The sequence below is a fragment of the Mesorhizobium sp. M0152 genome, assembly GCF_040322415.1.
Lineage (GTDB): Bacteria > Pseudomonadota > Alphaproteobacteria > Rhizobiales > Rhizobiaceae > Mesorhizobium.
This window is the reverse complement of the sequence record NZ_JAMYTH010000005.1, coordinates 218,317-241,013: the sequence shown is the minus strand read 5'-3', so window position 1 is coordinate 241,013 and position 22,697 is coordinate 218,317. Positions and strand designations below refer to the sequence as shown.

The 22,697-nt window shown below is 64.3% G+C and carries 23 protein-coding genes and 1 tRNA gene; 14 read left to right on the top strand and 10 right to left on the bottom strand.

Features of this window, described 5'->3' with window-relative positions; all coding sequences use genetic code 11:
- Window positions 1-3 precede the first annotated feature (3 nt).
- A complete protein-coding gene (locus NKJ26_RS08185; RefSeq protein ID WP_027026907.1) occupies window positions 4-624 on the top strand; it encodes a 2,3-bisphosphoglycerate-dependent phosphoglycerate mutase in 621 nt (206 codons plus the stop codon).
- 86 nt (window positions 625-710) lie between these two features.
- Window positions 711-795, top strand: a tRNA-Leu gene (locus tag NKJ26_RS08180).
- A gap of 176 nt (window positions 796-971) precedes the next feature.
- Here NKJ26_RS08180 and NKJ26_RS08175 read toward each other — a convergent pair.
- The gene (locus NKJ26_RS08175; RefSeq protein WP_352694865.1) at window positions 972-1,148 is read right to left on the bottom strand and encodes a hypothetical protein; all 177 of its coding nucleotides are present in this window, start codon (window positions 1,146-1,148) and stop codon (window positions 972-974) included.
- A 222-nt stretch (window positions 1,149-1,370) separates the two neighbouring features.
- Between NKJ26_RS08175 and NKJ26_RS08170 the strand changes: the two genes are divergently transcribed.
- The 5 genes from NKJ26_RS08170 (at window position 1,371) to NKJ26_RS08150 (ending at window position 7,616) form a co-directional block, all read left to right on the top strand.
- Window positions 1,371-1,727, top strand: coding sequence for a hypothetical protein (locus tag NKJ26_RS08170; RefSeq protein ID WP_352694864.1), 357 nt, complete (start codon window positions 1,371-1,373; stop codon window positions 1,725-1,727).
- A gap of 160 nt (window positions 1,728-1,887) precedes the next feature.
- A complete protein-coding gene (locus NKJ26_RS08165; protein ID WP_352606802.1) occupies window positions 1,888-2,259 on the top strand; it encodes a hypothetical protein in 372 nt (123 codons plus the stop codon).
- 117 nt (window positions 2,260-2,376) lie between these two features.
- The gene (locus NKJ26_RS08160) at window positions 2,377-3,003 is read left to right on the top strand and encodes a CDGSH iron-sulfur domain-containing protein (protein WP_352694863.1); all 627 of its coding nucleotides are present in this window, start codon (window positions 2,377-2,379) and stop codon (window positions 3,001-3,003) included.
- Between the two features lie 139 nt (window positions 3,004-3,142).
- The gene (locus NKJ26_RS08155) at window positions 3,143-5,185 is read left to right on the top strand and encodes a hydantoinase/oxoprolinase N-terminal domain-containing protein (RefSeq protein WP_352694862.1); all 2,043 of its coding nucleotides are present in this window, start codon (window positions 3,143-3,145) and stop codon (window positions 5,183-5,185) included.
- A gap of 256 nt (window positions 5,186-5,441) precedes the next feature.
- Window positions 5,442-7,616 (top strand): malate synthase G, encoded by a 2,175-nt coding sequence (locus NKJ26_RS08150; protein WP_352694861.1) that lies wholly within the window; start codon window positions 5,442-5,444, stop codon window positions 7,614-7,616.
- A gap of 161 nt (window positions 7,617-7,777) precedes the next feature.
- On the opposite strand, the gene NKJ26_RS08145 is transcribed toward NKJ26_RS08150, so the two are convergent.
- The 5 genes from NKJ26_RS08145 to NKJ26_RS08125 all read right to left on the bottom strand — a co-directional run bounded on the left by NKJ26_RS08145 (window position 7,778) and on the right by NKJ26_RS08125 (window position 12,205).
- Complete coding sequence (locus NKJ26_RS08145) at window positions 7,778-7,990, bottom strand: TfoX/Sxy family DNA transformation protein (RefSeq protein ID WP_352694860.1); 213 nt, start codon at window positions 7,988-7,990, stop codon at window positions 7,778-7,780.
- Window positions 7,991-8,091: 101 nt separating this feature from the next.
- Window positions 8,092-9,624 (bottom strand): YifB family Mg chelatase-like AAA ATPase, encoded by a 1,533-nt coding sequence (locus NKJ26_RS08140; RefSeq protein ID WP_352603288.1) that lies wholly within the window; start codon window positions 9,622-9,624, stop codon window positions 8,092-8,094.
- A 183-nt stretch (window positions 9,625-9,807) separates the two neighbouring features.
- Complete coding sequence (gshB, locus tag NKJ26_RS08135; RefSeq protein WP_352694859.1) at window positions 9,808-10,749, bottom strand: glutathione synthase; 942 nt, start codon at window positions 10,747-10,749, stop codon at window positions 9,808-9,810.
- A 115-nt stretch (window positions 10,750-10,864) separates the two neighbouring features.
- Window positions 10,865-11,191, bottom strand: a complete 327-nt coding sequence (locus NKJ26_RS08130) for a GtrA family protein (RefSeq protein ID WP_352694858.1) — start codon at window positions 11,189-11,191, stop codon at window positions 10,865-10,867.
- Window positions 11,192-11,194: 3 nt separating this feature from the next.
- Window positions 11,195-12,205 carry a glycosyltransferase gene (locus tag NKJ26_RS08125; RefSeq protein WP_352603292.1) on the bottom strand — a complete coding sequence of 337 codons (1,011 nt, stop codon included), beginning with the start codon at window positions 12,203-12,205 and terminating at the stop codon, window positions 11,195-11,197.
- 167 nt (window positions 12,206-12,372) lie between these two features.
- Between NKJ26_RS08125 and NKJ26_RS08120 the strand changes: the two genes are divergently transcribed.
- The 7 genes from NKJ26_RS08120 to NKJ26_RS08090 all read left to right on the top strand — a co-directional run bounded on the left by NKJ26_RS08120 (window position 12,373) and on the right by NKJ26_RS08090 (window position 20,592).
- Entirely contained in the window at window positions 12,373-14,169 is a 1,797-nt protein-coding gene (locus tag NKJ26_RS08120; protein WP_352694857.1) for a GtrA family protein, read from the top strand.
- Between the two features lie 209 nt (window positions 14,170-14,378).
- Window positions 14,379-15,728, top strand: coding sequence for a putative bifunctional diguanylate cyclase/phosphodiesterase (locus NKJ26_RS08115; RefSeq protein ID WP_352603296.1), 1,350 nt, complete (start codon window positions 14,379-14,381; stop codon window positions 15,726-15,728).
- Window positions 15,729-15,991: 263 nt separating this feature from the next.
- Window positions 15,992-16,759 (top strand): SDR family NAD(P)-dependent oxidoreductase, encoded by a 768-nt coding sequence (locus tag NKJ26_RS08110; protein ID WP_352694856.1) that lies wholly within the window; start codon window positions 15,992-15,994, stop codon window positions 16,757-16,759.
- The gene (locus NKJ26_RS08105) at window positions 16,756-17,715 is read left to right on the top strand and encodes a 2-dehydro-3-deoxygalactonokinase (RefSeq protein WP_352694855.1); all 960 of its coding nucleotides are present in this window, start codon (window positions 16,756-16,758) and stop codon (window positions 17,713-17,715) included. The genes NKJ26_RS08110 and NKJ26_RS08105 overlap by 4 nt, the downstream gene beginning before the upstream one ends.
- Window positions 17,712-18,350: a 2-dehydro-3-deoxy-6-phosphogalactonate aldolase gene (locus NKJ26_RS08100; protein WP_352603303.1), complete on the top strand. Its 639-nt coding sequence runs from the start codon at window positions 17,712-17,714 to the stop codon at window positions 18,348-18,350. Before NKJ26_RS08105 ends, NKJ26_RS08100 begins: the two co-directional genes overlap by 4 nt.
- Window positions 18,350-19,231, top strand: coding sequence for an SMP-30/gluconolactonase/LRE family protein (locus NKJ26_RS08095; protein WP_352694854.1), 882 nt, complete (start codon window positions 18,350-18,352; stop codon window positions 19,229-19,231). Before NKJ26_RS08100 ends, NKJ26_RS08095 begins: the two co-directional genes overlap by 1 nt.
- Window positions 19,232-19,518: 287 nt before the next feature.
- Entirely contained in the window at window positions 19,519-20,592 is a 1,074-nt protein-coding gene (locus NKJ26_RS08090; RefSeq protein ID WP_352694853.1) for a D-alanine--D-alanine ligase family protein, read from the top strand.
- Between the two features lie 157 nt (window positions 20,593-20,749).
- Here the strand turns inward: NKJ26_RS08090 and NKJ26_RS08085 are convergent, their stop codons facing one another.
- From NKJ26_RS08085 to NKJ26_RS08070, 4 genes are all read right to left on the bottom strand, one after another.
- Entirely contained in the window at window positions 20,750-21,166 is a 417-nt protein-coding gene (locus NKJ26_RS08085; RefSeq protein ID WP_352694852.1) for a GFA family protein, read from the bottom strand.
- 18 nt (window positions 21,167-21,184) lie between these two features.
- Window positions 21,185-21,649: an SRPBCC family protein gene (locus NKJ26_RS08080; protein ID WP_352603311.1), complete on the bottom strand. Its 465-nt coding sequence runs from the start codon at window positions 21,647-21,649 to the stop codon at window positions 21,185-21,187.
- Window positions 21,646-21,966 (bottom strand): ArsR/SmtB family transcription factor, encoded by a 321-nt coding sequence (locus tag NKJ26_RS08075; protein WP_352603313.1) that lies wholly within the window; start codon window positions 21,964-21,966, stop codon window positions 21,646-21,648. Before NKJ26_RS08075 ends, NKJ26_RS08080 begins: the two co-directional genes overlap by 4 nt.
- A 95-nt stretch (window positions 21,967-22,061) precedes the next feature.
- Window positions 22,062-22,616: an autotransporter gene (locus tag NKJ26_RS08070; RefSeq protein ID WP_352694851.1), complete on the bottom strand. Its 555-nt coding sequence runs from the start codon at window positions 22,614-22,616 to the stop codon at window positions 22,062-22,064.
- Window positions 22,617-22,697 lie beyond the last annotated feature (81 nt).

The window sequence follows — 22,697 nt, the reverse complement described above, 5'->3', positions numbered from 1 at the left end:
AACATGTCGAGAACCCTCGTGCTCGTGCGCCACGGCCAGAGCGAATGGAATTTGAAGAACCTGTTCACCGGCTGGCGCGACGTCGACCTGACCGAGCAGGGCCACGCCGAGGCCAAGGCCGCCGGCCAAAAACTCAAGGCACGCGGCCTGAAGTTCGACATCGCCTTCACCTCGGCACTGATCCGGGCGCAAAAAACCTGTCAGCACATTCTCGACGCGGTCGGCCAAAGCGATCTGAAGACCATCCGCGACCAGGCGCTGAACGAACGCGACTATGGCGATCTCTCCGGCTTGAACAAGGACGATGCCCGCAAGAAATGGGGCGAGGAGCAGGTGCATGTCTGGCGCCGCTCCTACGACGTGCCGCCGCCCGCCGGCGAAAGCCTGAAGGACACCGGCGCGCGCGTCTGGCCCTACTATTTGCATGACATGCAGTCGCATGTTCTGCGCGGCGGCACCGTGCTGGTAGCCGCGCACGGCAATTCACTGCGCGCCCTGATCATGGCGCTGGACGGCAAGTCGGGCGAGGAGATCGTCAAGCTGGAACTCGGCACCGGAGTGCCGGTCATCTACACGCTCAACGCCGATTCCACCGTGGCTTCGAAAGAAGTGCTGGAAGGCTGAGCCGACGCTCGGCGACGCGTTTGAAAAAAGCGCGTGAAAAAAGCGCGTTGACAGTAGGGACTTGCCCGCTTATTGAGCCCGCACCAGCCCAGATGGCGGAATTGGTAGACGCGCACGGTTCAGGTCCGTGTTCCGCAAGGAGTGGAGGTTCGAGTCCTCTTCTGGGCACCAAATTCCCGTTTCGAGCCGCTCGATGGTTCAGAGACCAAGAAGAAAAAGCCCGGTTCGCCCGGGCTTTTCTTTGCCTGATCGTCGGCATCCCGCCGTTGCCTTGCGCGATCATCCCTGGCGTCGCGCGGGTTCTCGGCCGTGCAAGCACCCGATCAGAATTCGGGCAGCGACTCTGCCTACTTTATCGACCCGGTAACGGTCCGGTCGACGTCAGGAACTGATTTGCGTTCGTTGCCGGCAAGTGCGGCTATGATCAGCAGGCTGGCAACGACGGGTACGAACAGGACGGCGACGCGGGCCTGTACATGAAGAATGGCGCGCCATTCGCTGCGCTTTTCAGGGCTGTTGCTCATCATGCTCACTTTGTCAGGCCCCCCGGGCCGTGACATAGCCACGAACTGTTAAGCAACCACTTACGACTTCGTTAACCTGAATAGCTGGCCCGCGCTCTGCCTCGATCCGTGCCGGCCATTATATGTTCGCGCGGAGCGGTCCAGGCAGGCGCAGGTAGGCGGACGCCTTCCCAGTTGGGGACGTCCGTGCGATTCTCCCCGAATGATTCGGGAGGTCCGACCGTGACGCTGTTTCGCATGGCTGTGCTTTCGGCATTGGTCCTCACCACTTCGGCGCAGGCCGCCGACATGGCTTTCTTCGTCAAGAACCTGCGCAGGCAAGCGGTTGCGGTCGAGCTGTTCAGCCGCGACCGCGAAACGGTCTGGCCGGGCGATGACAAGGTGTTCCTGATCGATCCGGGCTCGCAGAAATCGGTGCCGCTGTCCTGCAATGAAGGGGAGCACATCTGCTACGGCGCCTGGGTCAACGGCGACGACAGCATCTCCGCCGGTGTCGGGCCGGACAACGACCAGCCCTGCGACACCTGCTGCTTCATCTGCGTGGAACATTCTACCGAGACGATCGATCTGGTGCCGTGACGGGGCGCTTCCTGCTCTCCCCCACAAGGAGAAGGAAAAATGGCATGCCGATACCCCCAAAATCAGTCGGGGGATTGTCGCAATCATCCCTTTAGCGGCCGCCCGCAGCATGCGATGTTCGTCGCGCGGCCGGGTGGGCCGTTTGTTTCAGGGGGTTGTCATGTCTTACGCTTATGCGCGCCGCACGTTGGCCGCGCTGTCTCTCATCATGCTGGTCACGCCTGCGGCGCATGCGGGCGACGTTACCTTTGCCGTCAAGAACAGCCATCCCAATGCCATGCGCGTCGAACTCTACAGCCAGGACCGCGACTATGTCTGGCCGGGTGACGGCAAGGACTTCTACCTCGATGACGGCGAGACCAAGCAGTTGCCGATCTCCTGCGAGGAAGGCGAATCCATCTGCTACGGCGCCTGGGTCGACGGCGACGAAGGCACCTATTGGGGCGTCGGTCCAGGCAATAAGGAAAAATGCGATGATTGCTGCTATACTTGCAGCGGCGGCGAGACGGAGGAAATCAATCTGGTCCCCTGATCGGATTGCCAGCTTGACGGTTTTCCTGCCTGCGCCATAGCCTGTACAAGGGCAAATACCCAAAGCACATCGTGCCTGCTCGGGCGGGATGTGGTTCAGGCGAAAGGATCAACCGCAATGGCCGGCACCGTCGAAGGCGAGAAGATCGATGTCGGCTTTTCGGGGCGGCGCTGCATCCATTCGCGCAATTGCGTGCTCGGCGACCCGCATGTCTTCGTGCCCAACGCGCCGGGGCAATGGATCCACCCCGACGCGGCAAGCGTCGAGAAGATCGTCGCGATTGCCGAAAGCTGCCCCTCCGGCGCCATCACCTATGTCCGCAAGGATGGCGGGCCACAGGAAAAACCGCCTGTGGTCAACACCGTGCGGCTGCGGGAAAACGGCCCGCTTGCCGTGCATGCCGAAATCATGCTCGACGGCTCGACATCTTATCGCGCCACGCTCTGCCGCTGCGGCGCCTCGGAAAACAAGCCGTTCTGCGACGGCAGCCACAACAAATCGGGTTTCACCGCCACCGGCGAACCGGCGCTGAAGGACACGCCGGCGCTCGACGCGCGCAATGGGCCGCTCAAAGTGACGCCCACCACCAACGGCCCGTTAAAACTCGAAGGCAATCTGGAAATCGTCACCGGCACAGGCCACACGGTCGAGCGCACGACACGCACGTTCCTGTGCCGCTGCGGCCATTCGGCCAACAAGCCGTTTTGCGATGGCACGCACAAGAAGGTGGGGTTCGTCGCGTAAGTTGACGCCACGGCCGAGGCTGCCGATCTTCCCTCTCGCGGGGGAGATCGAACTCCTCCCTTGGCCCAGCGCTCGCGGCTTTATCGCTCGCTCCGTATCGGCTAAGGGGCTGGGCAGGTAAATCGGACCGCCAAGAGCAATGACCGCCAAGACCAAGCCAACCCCCCTTTTCCTCGGCATCGACACCGGCGGCACCTATACCGATGCCGTGTTGTGGTCCGAAACCGAGGGTCCGCAGCACGGACCGAACAAGGGCAAGGTGCTGGCCAAGGCCAAGGCGTTGACGACGCGGCATGATCTGGCCGTCGGCATTTCGGGCGCCGTCGGCGCGGTGCTCGAAAAAGCCGGCACCGATCCCGCGGCGATCAAGCTGGTCTCGATGTCGACCACGCTTGCCACCAACGCACTCGTCGAGGGCCAGGGCGGCCGTGTGGCGCTGGTGATGATCGGCTTTTCCGAGGGCGACCTCGCCCGCGACGGGCTGAAGGCCGCGCTCGGCACCGACCCGGTGGTGTTCTGCCCCGGCGGCCACGACGTGCACGGCAATGCCGCCAAGCTCGATCTGTCCGGACTGGAGGCCGCCTTGCCGGAACTCGGCGCCTCGGTGTCCGGCTTTGCCGTCTGCGCCTATTTCGCCACCCGTAATCCGGCGCATGAGATCGCCGCGCGCGAGCTGATCCGCGAAAAGACCGGCCTGCCGGTCACATCGAGCCACGAATTGTCGGCAAAGCTTGGCGGCCCGCGCCGGGCATTGACGACATTGCTCAACGCCAGGCTGATCTCGATGATCGACCGGCTGGTTGCGGCTACCGAAGGCTTTCTGGAGGCGCGCAGCATCGTGGCCCCCCTGATGGTGGTGCGTGGCGACGGCGCGCTGGTATCGGCGGCATTTGCACGCCAGCGGCCGATCGAGACCATCCTCTCCGGCCCGGCCGCCAGCCTGGTCGGCGCCCGCCATATGACCGGGCTCGACGATGCCGTGGTCTCCGATATCGGCGGCACCACCACCGACGTCGCCGTGCTCGACAACGGCCGCCCCCGGCTTGACCCGGAAGGCGCCACTGTCGGCGGTTTCCGCACCATGGTCGAGGCCGTTGCCATGCGCACCTTCGGCCTCGGCGGCGATTCCGAGGTGGCGCTGGAGGACGGCGCGCTCAACCCGAAGATTCTGCTCGGGCCGCGCCGCCTGGTGCCGTTGGCGCTGGCTGGCATGGCGCACGGCAAGGCGGTCACAAACGAACTCGAACGCCAGCTGCGCGCGCCCAACCCAGGCCGCATGGATGGCCGCTTCGCGGTTCGCACCGGCGTGCCGGAGCGGCTTGCCGCCGGCCTCACTGGGGCTGAAGCCCGACTTTACGAGGTGATCGGCGCGGTCCCGCTTGCCGTTGACAAATTACTCACCTCGAACGCGCAGAACGCGACGCTCAACCGGCTGGTGTCGCGCGGCCTGGTGCATATAGCCGGATTCACCCCGTCGGACGCCGCCCATGTGCTGGGCAAGCAGGCGAACTGGGATCCTGCCGCCGCTCGGTTGGGCGCCGAACTATTCGCCCGCAGGCGCGACGGCCGTGGCCAGCCGATCGCCGCCTCGCCGGAGGCGCTCTCGGAGCGGGTGCTGGTGACGCTGACGCGCTGGTCGGCCGAAGTGATCCTCGAAACCGCCTTTGCCGAGGATGGGCTCGATGGCGCGGCGACCGTGGCGCACGCGCTGGTGCAGCGTGCCGTCGACGCGCACCCCGGCATCGCCCGGCTGAGCGTCGCGCTCGACCGGCCGCTTATCGGCCTTGGCGCTTCCGCCCCGCTGCACTATGCCGGCCTGCCGCCGCTGATCGGCAATGACTGCGTGGTGCCTGAGGATACCGACGTCGCCAATGCGCTCGGCGCCGTCGTCGGTCAGGTCAGGGTGTCGGCCGAGGCGCGGGTCAGTCAGCCCAAGGAAGGGCTGTTTCGTCTTGCCTCGGGTGAAACGGTGCGCGACTTCCTCGACGAGGCGGCGGCGATCGCGGCGGCCGAGGCCGATGTGCGGGCCATTGCCGCCCAGCGGGCCAGGGATGCCGGCACCGACAGCGCCGAGATCGAGGTCGCCACCGAGTTCCGCGTGTCCACGGTCGAAGCCCAGCGCATGTTCATCGAGGCGCATGTGGTGGCGGTGGCCTCGGGAAGGCCGCGCATTGCGGTTTAGCGATCTCTCCCCTTGAGGGGCGTCGCCGAAGGCGACAGAGGGGGTCGTCTCACGTCGAGCGCCGGCTTCCGACAGCCGCAAGAGGTCGTACCCGGTCGAACCGACCCCCTCTGGCCTGCGGCCATCTCCCCACGAGGGGGGAGACCCGGCAGCTCTGCCAACCTTGCCTAAACGTTCCCTTCACCTTAAGCCGAATTGACCCTGCAAACCCAACATGCCAAACGCCCGCCCGAGCCTATCGTCTGGAGACAAGCTGATGACCGATCGCGTCGAAATCGCCGGATTGCGGATCGCCCGCGAACTTCATGACTTTGTCGTCAACGAGGCGTTGCCTGGTACCGGCATCGCGGCCGATGCGTTCTGGAACGGCTTCTCGGTCATAGTCCACGACCTCGCGCCGAAGAACTGCGCGCTGCTGGCCAAGCGCGACGCCATGCAGGAAAAACTCGACGGCTGGTATCGCGACAATGGCGCGCCCGTCGACATGGAGACCTACAAGGCTTTCCTCAAGGAGATCGGCTATCTCGTCCCTGAAGGCCCGGCCTTCAGCGTCACCACTGAAAACGTCGACCCCGAGATTGCCGATGTCGCCGGGCCGCAGCTGGTCGTGCCGGTGATGAATGCCCGCTATGCGCTGAATGCCGCCAATGCGCGCTGGGGTTCGCTCTATGATGCGCTCTACGGCACCGACGCCATTCCGGAGACGGACGGCGCCGAAAAGGGCGGGAGATTCAACCCCGCGCGCGGCGCCAAGGTCGTCGCCTGGACAAAGACCTTTCTCGATGAGGCCGCCCCGCTGACCTTGGGAAAATGGGCCGGGGTGAACGGTCTGTCGGTGACCAGCGGTGCGTTGCGGCTGAGCGCCGGCGCCGGCTCCACGACGCTGGCCAACCCCAAGCAATTCGTGGGCTACCGTGGCGACGCGGCCAATCCCGATGCCGTGCTGCTCGTCAGGAATGGGCTGCACATCGAGATCGTCATCGACCGCAACAACCAGATCGGCCGCACCGATCCGGCAGGGATCGCCGACGTCATCCTGGAATCGGCGCTGACCACCATCCAGGACTGCGAGGATTCGGTCGCGGCGGTCGACGCGCAAGACAAGGTCGTCGTCTACCGCAACTGGCTCGGCCTGATGAAGGGCGACCTTGCCGAAGAGATCACCAAGGGCGGAAAGACGTTCACCCGCAAGCTCAACCCGGACCGCTCCTACACAGCGCCCGCCGGCGGCACGCTGACCGTGCCCGGCCGCTCGCTGATGCTGGTCAGGAACGTCGGCCACCTGATGACCAATCCGGCGATAACGGACCGCGACGGCAGCGAAGTGCCGGAAGGCATCCTGGACGCCGCTTTGACGGCGCTGATCGCGCTGCACGACGTCGGACCGAAGGGACGTCGCGCCAATTCCCGCGCCGGCTCGATGTATGTGGTAAAGCCAAAAATGCATGGGCCGGAGGAGGTCGCCTTCGCCGTCGAGATCTTCGACCGTGTCGAAGCCCTGCTCGGCATGGGCAGGAATACCATCAAGATGGGCATCATGGACGAGGAACGGCGCACCACCGTCAACCTCAAGGAAGCGATCCGCGCGGCGAAAGAGCGCGTGGTGTTCATCAACACCGGCTTCCTCGACCGCACCGGCGACGAGATCCACACCTCGATGGAAGCCGGCCCGATGATCCGCAAGGGTGACATGAAGCAAGCTGCCTGGATTTCCGCTTACGAGGCCTGGAATGTCGACGTCGGGCTCGAATGCGGCCTGGCCGGCCACGCCCAGATCGGCAAGGGCATGTGGGCGATGCCCGATCTGATGGCGGCGATGCTCGAACAGAAGATCGCCCATCCCAAGGCCGGCGCCAACACCGCCTGGGTGCCGTCGCCGACGGCGGCGACGCTGCATGCCACGCACTACCACAAGGTCGATGTCCACGCCGTCCAGGCGGCGCTGAAGAGCCGGCCCAAGGCCAAGCTCGACGACATATTGTCGGTGCCGGTAGCCGTGCGGCCGAACTGGACTCCGGGCGAGATCCAGCGCGAACTCGACAACAACGCGCAAGGCATTCTGGGCTATGTCGTGCGCTGGATCGACCAGGGCGTCGGCTGTTCGAAAGTGCCCGACATCAACGATGTCGGGCTGATGGAAGACCGCGCCACGCTGCGCATATCCTCGCAGCACATCGCCAACTGGCTGCATCACGGCGTGTGCACGGACGGCCAGGTGATGGAGACGATGAAGCGCATGGCCGCGATCGTCGACCGCCAGAACGAGGGCGACCCGTTCTACCAGCCGATGGCCGCCGACTTCGACAATTCGATTGCCTTCCTCGCCGCCTGCGACCTGGTCTTCAAGGGCCGTGTCCAGCCCAATGGCTACACCGAACCGGTGCTGCACGCGCGGCGGTTGGAGCTGAAAGCGAAGCAGAAAGGGGTCTAGAACGGTTCACCGTTTCACCGAAACGCCAAACCGCTCTATCTCTTTGTTTTTACGCAATTTCCCTACGGAAAGCGATGCGCTTTTCCCGGGAAACCCGTTTCATACTTTTCCTGGAATTGCTCTAGCGTACCTGCCGACGCAGATGTTCCTTGGTTTCGCGGTCAAAGCGCCCGCCAGTCACAGCCGCGGATCGCCGCCTCCATCGCATAGAGTGCGTTGATCGTTATGTGCTGTCCGAATCGGAATTTCAGACGGTAATAGGCTTCAACCGCGCCTAAATTGCGCAAATGCCCTTCATAGAGGACCTCGATTTCCGCCAGCATCCGCGCCATGGCTGGTCCGAGATTTCTCATGTCTTGGATGCGAGTGCTCATCGCTGGATCCCCGCGTGGTCACAGCGCGCGAGATAGCCCTCACAGGATTTGTCAAGACCATCACGAGGATCTTGCCGCACGTCGCATCGCCTCACCTCCCGTCAAGCCGCCTGCGCCATCCGCTCCGAGCTCATGCGATAGGAAATAGCTTCCGCCAGATGGATGCGTCCAACCGTCTCGCTGGCCTCGAGGTCGGCCAGTGTCCGCGCCACCTTCAGCACCCGATGATACGCGCGGGCGGAAAAGCCGAGTTTTTCGCTGGCGTCCTTGAGCAGCGACAGGCCGGCGGCATCCGGCATCGCGATCTCCTCGATGACCGACGGCGCGCAATGTGCGTTGGTGGTGGCCCGGGTAGCGCCGAGCCGTTCGAAGCGTTCGCGCTGGATGGTGCGGGCGCGTGCCACGCGCAGTGCCACATCGGCACTTTTCTCCGCCCGGTCGGGCCGGATCAGGTCGCTGGCCGAGACCGCCGGCACTTCGATTCTGAGATCGATGCGGTCGAGCAGCGGGCCTGAAATGCGCGCCTGGTAGTCGGTGCGGCAGCGTTCGCCGCGCAGGCAGCGATAGCCCGGCTCGCCGGCCATGCCGCAGCGGCACGGGTTCATCGCCGCCACCAGCTGGATGCGCGCCGGATAGGTGACGCGATGGTTGGCGCGCGCGATCATGCAGTCGCCGGTCTCCAGCGGCTGGCGTAGCGCATCGAGCGTCTGCGGCGTGAATTCGGGGAACTCGTCGAGGAACAGCACGCCGTGATGCGCCAGCGACACTTCGCCCGGCCGTGCGCGAATGCCGCCGCCGACCATCGCCGCCATCGAGGCCGAATGATGCGGGGCGCGAAACGGCCGCCGGTCGGTCAGCTTGCCCTCGCCAAGTTCTCCCGCCACCGAGGCGATCATCGAGACTTCGAGCAACTCCTTCGGCGCCAGTGGCGGCAGGATCGACGGCAGCCGCTGCGCCAGCATCGATTTTCCCGACCCTGGCGGGCCGACCATCAGCAGATTATGCCCGCCGGCCGCCGCCACTTCCAGCGCCCGCTTGGCGGTTTCCTGCCCCTTGATATCGGCGAGGTCGGGCAGGTCGCGTGCCGCCGCGTGGATGCCGGCTTCCGGCCGCGACAGCACCTGCGTCCCACGAAAATGATTGGCGATGGCGATCAGGCTGCGCGGCGCCAGAATATCGAATTCCCGCCCCGCCCAGGCCGCTTCCGGCCCGCAGGCGAAAGGGCAGATCAGCCCCTTGCCCTCGGCATTGGCGCCGATCGCCGCCGGCAAGGCGCCGGCGACGGCGGCAATCGTGCCGTCGAGCGACAATTCGCCAAGCACGACATAGCCGGCCAGCATATCGCCGGGAATAGCGCCCAATGCCGCCATCAGGCCAAGCGCGATCGGCAAATCATAGTGGCTGCCTTCCTTGGGCAGGTCGGCCGGAGCCAAATTGACGGTCACCTTCTTCGACGGCATCGACAGGCCGGAGGCATGCAGTGCCGCCTGCACCCGCTCACGGCTCTCGGCCACCGCCTTGTCCGCGAGACCGACGATGTGCATGTTGACCTTGCCGGGTGCGATCATCACCTGCACGTCGACCGGCACGGCCTCTATGCCCTGGAAAGCGACCGTGCGAACCCGCGCCACCATCTTGCAACCCCGGATATGGGCCTGCCCCAGCCCGTTCGATCAGCCCTTGAAGGCCCGTTGGCAGAGACAATCATAATTTTCCGGCCAAAGCAAGAACATTACAGGAACAGGTGAGCGCAAGGGTTGTAGGCGAGGTATGCCCGGTTGCAAAACCGGAACATGGTTAAGACAAAATGAAAACGGCTATTTCCGCTTCGCCTCGACGGCGTCCCAGAACAGGCCGGCGATGTCGGCGCCGCCGAAGCGGCTGACTTCGCGCACGCCCGTCGGCGAGGTCACGTTGATCTCGGTCATGTAGTCGCCGATGACGTCGATGCCGACCAGGATGAAGCCTCGTTCTTTCAGCGACGGGCCGATGCGGGCGCAGATCTCGCGTTCGCGTTCTGTCAGCTCGGTCTTTTCAGCGCGGCCGCCGACATGCATGTTGGAGCGGGAATCGTGCTCGGCCGGCACCCGGTTGATGGCGCCGACCGGCTCGCCGTCGATCAGGATGATGCGTTTGTCGCCCTTGCGTACGTCCTTGAGGTAACGCTGCACGATATACGGCTCCCGGAACATCTGGCCGAACATTTCGAGCAGCGAGGCGAGATTGCGGTCGGCCTCCAGCAGATGGAAGATGCCGGCGCCGCCATTGCCGTAGAGCGGCTTGACGATGATGTCGCCGAACTCCTTGCGGAACGCGGCGACCTCCAGCGGATCCTTGGTGATCAGGGTTTCCGGCATCAGGTCGGGGAACTCGGTAACGAAGATCTTTTCCGGGCTGTTTCGCACCCACGCCGGGTCGTTGACCACCAACGTCTTGGGATGGATGCGCTCGAGAATATGCGTCGTGGTGATGTAATTCATGTCGAAGGGCGGATCCTGACGCAGCAGGATGACGTCCATCTCCGACAGATCGGTGCGAACCTTCTCGCCCAGCGAATAATGGTTGCCCTTCTCGTCGCGCACCTGCATCTCCTCGACGCGGGCAAACACCTTGCCATCGCGCATCGACAGCCGGTCGGGCGTGTAGTGAAACAGAAGGTGGCCGCGCCGCTGTGCTTCGAGCGACAGCGCAAACGAGGTGTCGCCGGTGATCGACACGGTGGAGATGTGGTCCATCTGGACGGCGATTTTCAGCTTCATGGCAGGTCCCCAGCGCAGTCGACCACAGCGATATAAGGAACCGGGTGGCTTCTGCCAATCGGGCCAGGCCGCTAACGGTCGAAGACCAACCTGGAATAGCCGAGGAAAGACGGCGTCATGCCACCGGCGAGGCGACGGCAAAGGCGGCGAGCCGTGGCAGCGCCGGCATGGCGAGCAGGGTGGCCGAATAGACGAGATAGTTGACGATGTTGGTGGCGACGCCGACGCCGCCATAGCGCGCACCCTCTTGTGCCATACGGTGCCGCGAAGGCGCGAAGGTCAGCTGGCGGTTGATCTGCCAGGTGCTGCAGAGGGCAAAGCCGATAGACAAGATGCGGGCGACGAGCGGCCTCCGTGATCGCCAGCAGCAGCCAGGAGCGCTGCGGCATCGGCCGCGAAACCGACGCCCGCCGGCAAGGAAGAAGCGGGCGATGCGTTGCATCGTTCAGGCCGCGCGAGGCGTCTTGCCCGGTTGCGGTTTCACCACCACGGGCTCACCTCGGTGGTTGCGCCGTTCCACACGGCCCGAAGGCATGGAGAGATAAAAAATACGCTTCTGTTCAGCCCGGCCCCGCGACACCGAATCGAGGATCAGCCCGGTCACCGCCGCCAGCGTCGATAGAAGCAGCAGGCCGACCGACAGCACCCAGGTCGGCATGCGCGGGACGAGGCCGGTTTCGGCGAACTCGACCAGCACCGGTGCCATCAGAAATAGGCTCGAAGCCAGGAAGAACACGGCGAAGGAACCGAAAAAGCGCAGCGGCTGGGTCTCCTTCATCAGCATGGCGAACATCCACAGGATCCTGGCGCCGTCGCGCCGGGTCGACAACTTTGACGACGAGCCCTCGGGCCGCCTGCCATAGTCGAGCGCGATCTCGCTTACCGGCAGTTTGAGTTGCGAGGCGTGCACCGACATCTCGGTCTCGATCTCGAAGCCGCCGGACACGGCGGGAAAGCTCTTGACGAAGCGCCTGGTGAAAACGCGGTAGCCCGAGAAGATGTCGGTGAAATCGCTGCCGAACAGCCGCTTGTAGAGCGTGTTGAAGATGCGATTGCCGAATGCATGGCCCGCCCTGCCGGCGTCGTCGGTGATGCCGCGCCTGGTGCCCACCACCATATCGCAACGTTCGGTCAGCAGCGTGTTGATCAGCTGCGGCGCATCCTCCGGCGCATAGGTGCCGTCTCCGTCGGCCATCAAATAGATGTCGGCGTCGATGTCGGCGAACATGCGCCGAACCACATTGCCCTTACCCTGGCGCGGTTCGCGAACCACAATCGCACCGGCCGCGCGGGCCCTGAGCGCAGTCAGGTCGCGCGAATTGTTGTCGTAGACATAGATGGTGGCGGTCGGCAGTGTCTCACGGAACCGCCGCACTACCTCGGCGACGGTAAGCTCCTCATTGTAGCAAGGCAGGAGCACGGCGATGACAGGTTCGTGGCGAACGTCTTGCGGCATTTCGTCTCCGGTGCCCTTGTCGAGACCACGCGATCATGCGAGCGCCCGTCGGGCTCGCTCAGGCTGTTTTACTATTTATTGAAGCCGTTAAGGCTAGGTTTAAGCCCGACTCCATGAGTGTCGATTGGCCTGAATAAAGCCCGGCATTCCTGCCAAGGGCGATCGGCATGAGCACAGCAAAGGACGGCGCGGCCACCTGGAGGTCAGATATTGCATTGGCGCTGCTTGCCGCCTTGCTACTGCTGGCCCTCAATGCCTATGCCGGCTTCCCGCAATTGGCCAATCCGGCGGGTGACAATGACAGCCTGCTGCAACTGGTCGAAGTCCGCGACCTTCTGGCCGGCCAGGGGTGGTTCGACCTGCACCAATACAGGATGGGGCTGGAAGGCGGCTTCATCATGCACTGGTCGCGGTTGCTCGACGGGCCGCTGGCCCTCGGCATGCTTGCCGTGTCAGCCCTGACGGGCAGCACCACCTTGGCCGAACAGGTCGTGCAGGTACTGTGGCCTGCCCTGCTGTTCTGCCTCGCGGTCTTCTTCATCATCCGCGCCGCGCGCGGTTTCGCCGGCGGGCACGCGGTCCTGCCGGCCGCCGTCGTCGGTGGAGCAGCCCTGTATTACATCGGTATCTTCTCGCCCGGTTCGCTCGATCATCATAATGTCCAGATGACGCTGACCTTGGCCAGCCTCGCCTTGCTGCTTGAGGGGCCCGCGCATCGGCCTGCCGCCCTGTTTGCTGGCGCATTCGCCACGCTGACATTGGCCATCGGCATGGAAAGCGCTCCCTACGCCGGAACCCTCGGTGCCGTTGTCGCCCTGCTGTTTCTTGGCAGGGGTGACGGCGAGAGGCTGGTCGCCAGGGATTTTGGCCTCGGCGTCGCCGGCGTCTCGGCCCTCGTCTTCGTCACCACCATTCCCATGTCGTCATGGGGCCAGGCGCAGTGCGACACATTTTCAATCGTGCAATTCGCCGTCACCGCGATCGCCGGCGCCGGCCTGGCGGTCACTGCTTCATGGAAAGTTGCCCATGCGACAGCCGCTCGGCGCATGGCCTCGCTTGGCCTGCTGGCGGTCGTTCTCGCTTCCGTCGTGGTATTCCTGTTTCCGCAATGCCTTGCCGCCCCTTACGCCAATCTCGACCCACGCCTCCAGCAGATGTGGCTCGGCCATATCGAGGAGGCACAGTCGATCGTTCACCTTGTCTCCGATGACCCGGCGAGGGTCGTGGCTCGTTTTGCCACGCCGCTGGTTGCGATCGTCCTGATGGCGCTTCGCTTCGCCCACGGCGGTTGGCGACGGCAGGACAGCTTCATCGGAGCGTTGCTTCTGGTGGCATTCCTGGTCAGCGCCTGGGAGGTGCGCGGCTCGACCTTCTCCATCGCCTTCGCAGTGATCCCGCTCTCCGCCTGGATCGCGAAGTGGCGGCGGCGGGCCGAAACCGATCCGTCCAGCGGCTCCGTGTTCAGAATGGCCGCGGCCTGGCTGATTTCGGTGAATTCGATCTGGTCGGGCGCCGCAGCGGCGGCATCGAACGCGTTCGAAACCAATCCGGCCGTCAAGGACGCCAGCATCGATGCACCTTGCGGCAGCAAGGCCTCGTTCGCCGCTCTCGGCAGAATGCCGGACACCACGGTTCTTGCGATCTCCAATCTTGGCTCGCCGATCCTGGCCTTCACCGGCCATCGCGTGTTCGCGGGGCCCTATCACCGCAACGCCGCCGGAAACCTGCTTATGCTGGATGCCTTGATAGGCTCCGCTGCCGCTGCCAGAGCAATCGTCGAAAACCACCATGTCGGCCTTGTCGCGGTCTGCCGCGGCAATCCGGAAAGCAGGCTTTTCGCGGCCAAGGCGCCGGACGGCTTTCTGGCCGGGCTGATGCGGGGAAACGTGCCGGATTGGCTGGAGCCGGTGGCCGAAACCCGTGGTACCGCGCTCGAGCTCTATCGCGTGCGATCAAACGGTTGAGGTCCGCGTGAAAACAAGGACTTGATGCACGCGCATCGATCCCCTGAACACGATGCTACATTTTGCTTGGGCATCGGCTCCGGCGAAAACCGGACTCCGTTTTCGGGATCATGCTCCGGCCGCGAAAAAATCGATTTTCGCGATACGTTTCCTAAAGGGTTTGCTGCCAGTCTCGAAATAAATTCCGACTTCGAGAAACAGGGACACCGATGCAAACTTCGTTTGGCACCGGTCAGGCAAACAGGGAGAGCACGGATCTGGCCTTCACCGATCCGTTGACCGGGCTTGGCAATCATCGCCGCTTCTTCGACAAGGTCGATCGCCTGATCAGCGACCGTGCCGACGATCCTGCCCCATTCACCGTCGGAATTCTCGACCTTGACGGCTTCAAGCCGATCAACGATTTGTTCGGCCACAAGGCCGGCGACGATATTCTGATCCAGGTCGCCATGCGGCTGCGCGCCTCGATGGACGACCGCTCCACGGTCTGCCGCATCGGCGCCGACGAATTCGCCTTTCTCTACCCCATGGTGTTCAGCGAAGCGGCGGCGGCTGAAAAGTCACGCATGCTGATCGAGATTCTTTCAGCGCCCTACGATGTCGGCGAACGCACCGCCCGGCTCTCGGCCTCGGTCGGCTGCTCGCTGTTCTATTCCGGCGACGAGACCACCGAGATCCTCATCAACAAGGCCGAAACGGCACTCTACCACGCCAAGCGTTCCGGCCGTGGCCGCGTCGTCGTCTACACCCGCGAGATGGAAGAGGCGGCCAAGCGCGTCACCCGCATCGAGCAGGCGCTGCGTCGTGCCGTCTCGGCCGGCGAGGTGGAGCCGCATTTCCAGCCGATCGTCGATCTCAACACCCGCCGCACCATCGGCTTCGAGACGCTGGCGCGCTGGACCGACCGCGACCTCGGCGCGGTTCCGCCGACGGTCTTCATTCCCATCGCCGAGGAGCGCGGCATCATCGGCCCGCTGTCGCAGCTTGTCTTGCGTAAGGCGACCGAAGCGGCGAGGAACTGGCCGAAGGACCTGTTCCTCTCGTTCAATCTGTCACCCTCGCAACTCGTCGACCAGAACACAGGCCTGCACATATTGGCGATCCTCGACCGTACCGGCTTCGATCCGCGCCGGCTGGAGATCGAGATCACCGAGACCGGCCTGATGAACGACCCGGCCTCGGCCGAGAAGATCGTCGAGGATCTGCGCCGCGTCGGCATCCGCGTCTCGCTCGACGATTTCGGCACCGGCCAGTCCTCGCTCGGCCGCTTGCGCGAGTTCCATTTCGACAAGCTCAAGATCGACCGCGCCTTCGTTTCGTCCATTCTTGACGATCGCCCGTCCGAACACATCATCCGTGCCATTCTTGCCATGTGCGAGGGACTCGGCATGGACGTGGTCGCCGAAGGCATCGAGCAGGAGGCGCAGGCCGACCGCCTCGTCCAGTTCGGCTGCGCCGGCGGGCAGGGCTATCTGTTCGGCAAGCCTGTCGATGCCGACGCCACGTTGGGCTATCTCCGCGATTCCTTCCGCGGCGCCTTGCGCGCCAAGGCGATCTGACGGAAGTTTCGAAGCGATCCGCAATCCGTCGATAGCGCAGTGCGTTCAGTGTGGCGCATTGTCGTTTTGTCTGACATAAGCCCGGCAAACCGACGTTTCGCCCTTGCCCGAAAGACTTCTCTGGCTAGGATGCGCGCCGGTCACGCTACAGCGCCGCGGGTCTTTCAGGATGCGCAAAGGACGCTGCAGCGCTTTAATATTTGTGCATGATCCCTTTCCGAAAATCGGTCCGATTTCGGGGCCATGCGCTGGGAGAGACAGATATGATGCCATCGGCGCATTTTGCCGACCTCGAGGGCGCCTCGGTGCTGATCACCGGTGGCGGCTCCGGAATTGGTGCCGCGCTGACCGAGGGTTTCGTGCGCCAGGGCGCCAACGTCGCTTTCATCGACATCGCCGATGGCCCGAGCACCGCCCTTGCCGACCGCATCGAGAAGGAGACCGGCCGCCGACCGCTCTATCTCAAGACCGACCTGCGTGATGTCGAAGCGCTGCGGGCCTCGGCCGCCAGGGCGGCGGAGGCGCATGGCGACGTGACCGTGCTGGTCAACAATGCCGCTTGGGATGAACGCCACGCCGTCGAGGACGTGACGGTCGAATTCTGGGACAACAACCAGGCGGTCAATCTGCGCCCGCATTTCTTCACCGCGCAGGCCGTCGCACCGGGCATGAAGCGAGCCGGCGGCGGCTCGATCATCAATTTCACCTCGACTTCCTATCTCATCAACCACCCCGACATGCCGGCCTACACTACCGCCAAGGCCGGCATACTCGGCCTCACCAAGGGGCTGGCCGGCAAGCTTGGGCCCGACCGCATCCGCGTCAACGCCGTCGCGCCCGGCTGGGTGATCACCGAACGGCAGAAAGACCGCTGGGTGACCGAACAGGGACTTGCCGCCCATGTCGCCAAGCAGTGCATCAAGGACGTCATGCATCCGGACGACATGGTCGGCACCGTGCTGTTCCTGGCCTCGGACGCCTCGCGCATGCTGACCGCGCAGATGCTGATCGTCGATGGAGGTTTCCTGTGAGCCCAGGGTTTGTCGGCAACGTGCCCGCGGTAGCCGCCGTCGATTGGGGCACGACCCGCATGCGGGTCTGGCTTGTCGACAAGAGTGGCAAAGTCCTTGCCGAACGCCGTGGCGATGACGGCCTGATCACCGCACAGCAGAAGGGGTTTTCGACGCTTCTCGAAGGTCATCTGAAGGCCCTGGCCGCGCCGGAGGCACTGCCGGTCATCATCTGCGGCATGGCCGGCTCGCGACAGGGCTGGCTGGAGGCGCCCTATGTCGGCGTGCCGGCACCGATCGGCGCCATTTTGGGCGGTGCGGCCCGGGTGCCCGGCCAGAGCCGCGATATCCGCATCGTACCCGGCCTTGCCCAGCGCCTGGCCGATGCGCCCGACGTCATGCGGGGCGAGGAAACGCAGCTTGCCGGCGCCGGCCTGCCGGCCAAGGGACGCCAGCTTGTCTGCATGCCCGGCACCCATTCGAAATGGGTGCTGGTCGAGGACGGCGCCGTTGCCGGCTTCGGCACATGGCCGACCGGCGAGCTGTTCTCGGTGCTTGCCGGGCACTCGATCCTGCGCCATTCGCTAGGCGAACATCCCAAACCGGTCACCCCGGACAATCCGTTCTTCCGGCGCTGGTGCGAAATCGCGTTGGCGGATGGCGGCGATGTCACGTCGCGGCTGTTTTCCATTCGTGCCGCCGGCCTGCTTCAGGACCTGAAGGCCGACGATGCCGCCGCTTGCCTGTCCGGCCTGCTGATCGGTGGCGAGATCGCCTCGGCCAGGCGCCGTCATGGCGCCGGCGCGGCATCCGTGGTGCTGATCGCCTCAGGCGCGCTCGGCGCGCTCTATCAGGCTGCGCTTGGCATCGCCGGTCTCGACGTGCGCAGCGTCGACGCCGACGAAGCGGTGCGCGCCGGGCTCATCGAAGCCGCGCGCGAGAACGGCATGATTGCGAGAAGTGGAGCCTTGGCATGACCCAGACAGCAGCCTTCCCGAAGCTCAAGCGGGGGCTTGTCGCCATCCTGCGCGGCCTTAAGCCGGTTGAAGCGATCGCCATGGGCCAGGCGTTGTTCGACGCCGGAATCGAGGCGATCGAAGTGCCGCTCAACTCGCCGGAGCCGTTCTCGTCGATCGCCAGGATCGTCGAAGCGCTTCCCACGACAGCTCTGATCGGCGCCGGCACGGTGCTGACGCCGGCCGATGTCGACGGCTTGCACAAGGCCGGTGGCCGGCTGCTGGTCAGCCCCAACATCGATGCCGGGGTGATGGGCCGTGCCACGGAATACGGCATGGTCACCATGCCCGGCGTGTTCACGCCCACCGAAGCTTTCCAGGCGATCCGGCTTGGCGCCTCGGCCTTGAAATTCTTCCCCGCGAGCGTGCTCGGCGCGGGCGGCATTTCCGCGATCCGCGCGGTACTGCCGGCGCAGACCCTGGTCGGCGCGGTCGGGGGCGTTTCGGAAAAGGACTTTGCCGGCTACAAGGCGGTGGGCGTGACGGTGTTCGGTCTCGGCTCCAGCCTGTTCAAGCCGGGGATGAGCGTCGACGAGGTGGCGGCGCGCGCGCACGCTGCGGTCGCGGCCTGGGACGCGGCGTTCGGAGAAGCATGATGAGCGAAGCGATCGTTTCGGTTCTTTCCGATCACGTCTGCCAGCTCGGCGAAGGGCCGAGCTACGATCCTGCTACAGACACTCTGTACTGGTTCGACATCGTCAATGGACAGCTTCTAGAAAAGCGGCTGTCAGGCGGCGCGACGACCGTCCACGATCTCGGCCGGATGGCGAGCGCCATCGCCATCATCGACGAAAAACGCCAGTTGATCGCCGCCGAGACAGGCCTCTATGTCCGCGATGTCGCGACCGGCAAGATGACGCTGCACACACCGATCGAGGCCGACAATCCGGTCACCCGCTCCAATGATTCCCGCGTCCACCCCTGCGGCGCCCTGTGGGCGGGCACGATGGGCAAGAAGGAAGAAAAGGGCGCCGGGTCGATCTATTGGTTCTTCAAGGGAGAGCTGCGCAAACTGTTCTCGGACATCACTGTGTCGAATTCCATCTGCTTTACCGAAGACGGCGCAACCGCTCATTACACAGATACCTCGACCGGCCTTTTGATGCGCGTCGACTGCGACCCGGCGACGGGCCTGCCCAGCGGCGAGCCGAACGTGTTCGTCGATCACCGTTCGGCCAAGGGCTATATCGACGGTTCCGTTCTCGACCGCGACGGCATCCTGTGGAACGCCTGCTGGGGCGGCAGCGTCGTCGAAGCCTATGCACCCGACGGCAAGCTCGTCCGCACCGTCGCCATGCCGGTGACGCAGCCCTCCTGCCCCGCCTTTGTCGGAAAGAACGCCGACCGGCTGGCGGTCACCTCCGCCTGGTCGGGCAAGAACGAAAAGCAGCGGCTGCTCGATCTGCAAGGCGGCATGACCTTCCTGCTCGATATCCCCGTCAACGGCCGCTTCGAGCCCCGCGTGCTGATCGCCTGAGCATACCTCCAGCGCTCCAGGAAGAACGCCGGCTTCGCGGCCGGCCTCCTTCTCCCCGTCACCTACGGGGAGAAGCGCCCGGTCCACCCTCCGCAGCTGCAGCGCAGCTGCTGCGGAGGACGGGCAGGGCGATGAGGGGCGGCGCTGGCTTCAACAGTTGATGGCCTCCGCTAAAATTGCTTTGAGGTGCTGTCACGCAGGCGCCCGCACCGTGTCGGTTTCGCGGGAGCCGATTGCCGTCGCCGTGCGATGGTAGGCGATGTCGCCGCCGGAAAACTGTTCAAACCATGACGAGCAAAAAGCCGAAACTGATCCTCGTCCATGAGCCGGAAAAAGCCTGTTTCGACCGCCTGGTCGCCGACGGCCACGCCCCGGAGCGCGCCGCCGAAATCGCTTCCTATCTGGCGCAGTCGACCGACCTCGCGCCCGAATTCGACGCGCTTGCCGGTGCCTGCCTGGCGCGCGGCCTGTCTTTCGCGCCGGTCGCGCTGGACGAAGCCGCAAGGTTGCTCGACGGCGAGGACCCCGGCACGACGCTGGTCTGGACGCTGACCGACGGCGTCGCCTATTTCCGCGGCGGCGCGGCACCCGCTTTGGCGAGACTGGGCGGATTCAGAACGGTCGGCGCCGACGAAACGCTGTTCGCGCTCTGCCAGGACAAGTTCCGCTCCGGCGCCGTGCTCGGCGCGCTCGGCCTGCCGGCGCCGCCCGCCGGCCTTGCCAGGGACGGCCAATGGCTGGTCGAGCCGCCGGTTTCGGCCGCCGGCTGGTTCGTCAAGCCGAACCGGCTCGGCGCCAAGATCGGCATCTGGCCCGATTCGCGTTGCGGCGATCTCGGCCACGCGCTGGAGCTCAGCCGCCGTGTTTTCGCCGCCTATCGCGACGACGTCGTCGTCCAGCCCTATGTCGCCGGCCGCAATGTGCGCGCGAGCTTCCTCGGACTGACGCCGGAGAATGGCGTCGAAGCGCTTGGCGTGGCCTTTGTCGATTCAGGCAGCGATTTCCAGACCATGGCGGACAGCCTGGCGCTCTATGGCGATACCGGTGAGGCGGCGAAGGCGGCGGGCCGCTACGCCGAACCGGAGCTCGTCGCGGTTGCCGACAGCCAGCCGGCCGCCGACGCTGGGATTCGCGCAATCGCCGAGCGGCTGATGGGCGGGCTCTGCCTGCGTGACGTGTTTTCCATCGATCTGCGCGTCGAGGCCGACGACACGGTCCACCTCATAGAATTCGAGGTCTGCCCCGGCCTGCCTTGCTTCGATTTCCGCGCCTATTGCAGGTCGCAGTGGGGGCTGGGGCTTGCCGACGCCATCGCGGAAACCGCGGCGAACCGAATGACCGGACCGGACCGTCGCTTCTAACGGTGCGACGGTAGAGCGGTTCATCGTTTCACGGAAACGACGAACCGCTCTAACTCTTTGTTTTTACGCAATTCCGGACGGAAAACCGTTTCACACTTTTCCTGGAATTGCTCTAAGCGAACCCGCAGCATCGCGATGCTTCGACGTTCCGGTGAAGCTATCCGTGTGGCATGCGGTCGAAGGTCTTTAATGATGGATCGATCATGTCCCAGGCATGGCCGCGGATGGCGTATGTGACCACCTGCGGATTGAACTGGCCAGGGTCGTCGAGGCTGGTCGCGTGGACCGCTATCAGTTCGGGCATTGCGACTTGCGTCAGGTAGACCGGCGTTCCACAGGTCGGGCAGAAGGCGTGGATCTTTTCGTTGCCGCTGTCGCCCGCCACCCGCCAGGTGTTTGCCTTGCCCGTGATTGTCACATCGGCCCGCTCCGGGAAGGTCAGATAGGAGCCGTGGCCCGTGCCGCTTCGCTTCTGGCATTCCCGGCATTGGCAGTGGTTCTCGAAGATGGGTTCGCTGCTTGTTTCATAGCGGATCGCACCGCATGCGCATCCGCCGCTATAACGCCTGGTCATTGTCGTTCTCCGCTGAAGTCAGGCCGATTTCGGCTTGGCGAAGATGTCGATGCCGCTGCCGGTTTCGAGGAAGGATTTCATGCTGGACAGCACGGCCGGCCAGCCTTGGCTGATGCCTTTCGCCATGCCGCTGCCGGCTTCGAGTTCGTCATGGGTGACGGTCAGCCGCACCATGGTGTCGTATTCCTCGATGCCGAACGTGACCCGGCTGTATTTCGACGGGTCGTCGGCCTGCGAGGCGTTCGCCCAGGTGATGACGAGGCGGGTCGGCGGCGAAATCTCGACGACCTCGCCGACGAGTTCGACGGTGCGCTCGTCGTTGGCGCGGATATGTTCCCATTTCGATCCCGCCTTCCAGTCGGAGACGTTCTCGTGGCCCCAATAGCGCCTTGCGACATCGGGCTTGATGATGGCCTCGAACACCTTCTGCGGCGTCGAGCGAATATAGGTCACGTAGACAAAGCTTGTCGTCTCTTTGGTCATTGGTCCTCTCCTTCGAGTTCTTGTTTCAGGTCGTGCAGCAGACTGAGCCGCTGCCGTTCGAATTTTCGCACCCACCGCTCGTAGACTTCGTGCAGCGGCACTGGATTGATGAAGTGCAGTTTTTCACGGCCACGCTTGACCGTGCTCACCAGATTGGCCGCCTCCAGCAGGTCGAGGTGCTGGGTGGCGGATTGCCTGGCCATGTCCAGATTTTCGCAAAGCTGGCCGAGCGTCTGTCCATTCTTCTCGCAGAGAAGGTCCAGCAGCCTTCTGCGTGTCGGGTCGCCCAGCGCCTTGAAGACCTTGTCAGCGTCCATCGGCCTCACTCGTTCATCGTGAGGTGACAATACGCAGGTAAATGCCTGCATGTCAACCGCCAACCGGTTCCTTCTTGCCGATTGCTCGGACGGGGTTATCCGTCGGTCGACTGCCGGATGGGTCGCGCGCCGGCCATGTAGCGGTCGTTGTCGAAAGGCTCCGGCCGGTTGTCGGCCAGGCTCCACAACTGGCGGCTGGTGGCTGGCAGGTCACCCAGATAAACATGCAGGGCTCCAGAGCGGGCACTGCCGGTATTCGCAACCGAGTGAATGGTGCTGGAAGACATATGCACCAGCGCGGGTGCGGTGAAGTCCTGCCGTTCCGGCGCCTCGATCTGGTCCTCGGCGAGCGGGTAGATGAAATTGGTCTCGCCGCCGCTGTAGATGCCGATCAACGCATCCATCAAGTGATTGTGCGGCGGATACTGCACGCCGGGCGACAGCGTGATGTGGTAGATGGTCAGGTTCGGACTGGCGTGCAGCAGCAGTTCGTCCTCTTCCTCCTCGTGAACGAGCCTGCCGAGCGCATGGAAGCGGTCCGTATAGTCGCTGAGCACTGCCTTGACCCGGCCGAAGGGATCGGGACCCGCCGCCGCGTTGACGATATCGTTGATGGCGGGGTAGAGAGGGGAGTCGGTGGATAGAGGCATGCCACGGTTCCTATCTGAGATGCTCAGCCGCGATATCTAGGATGATTAACGCTAGCCAATGCCGATGCGGACGTCAACCAG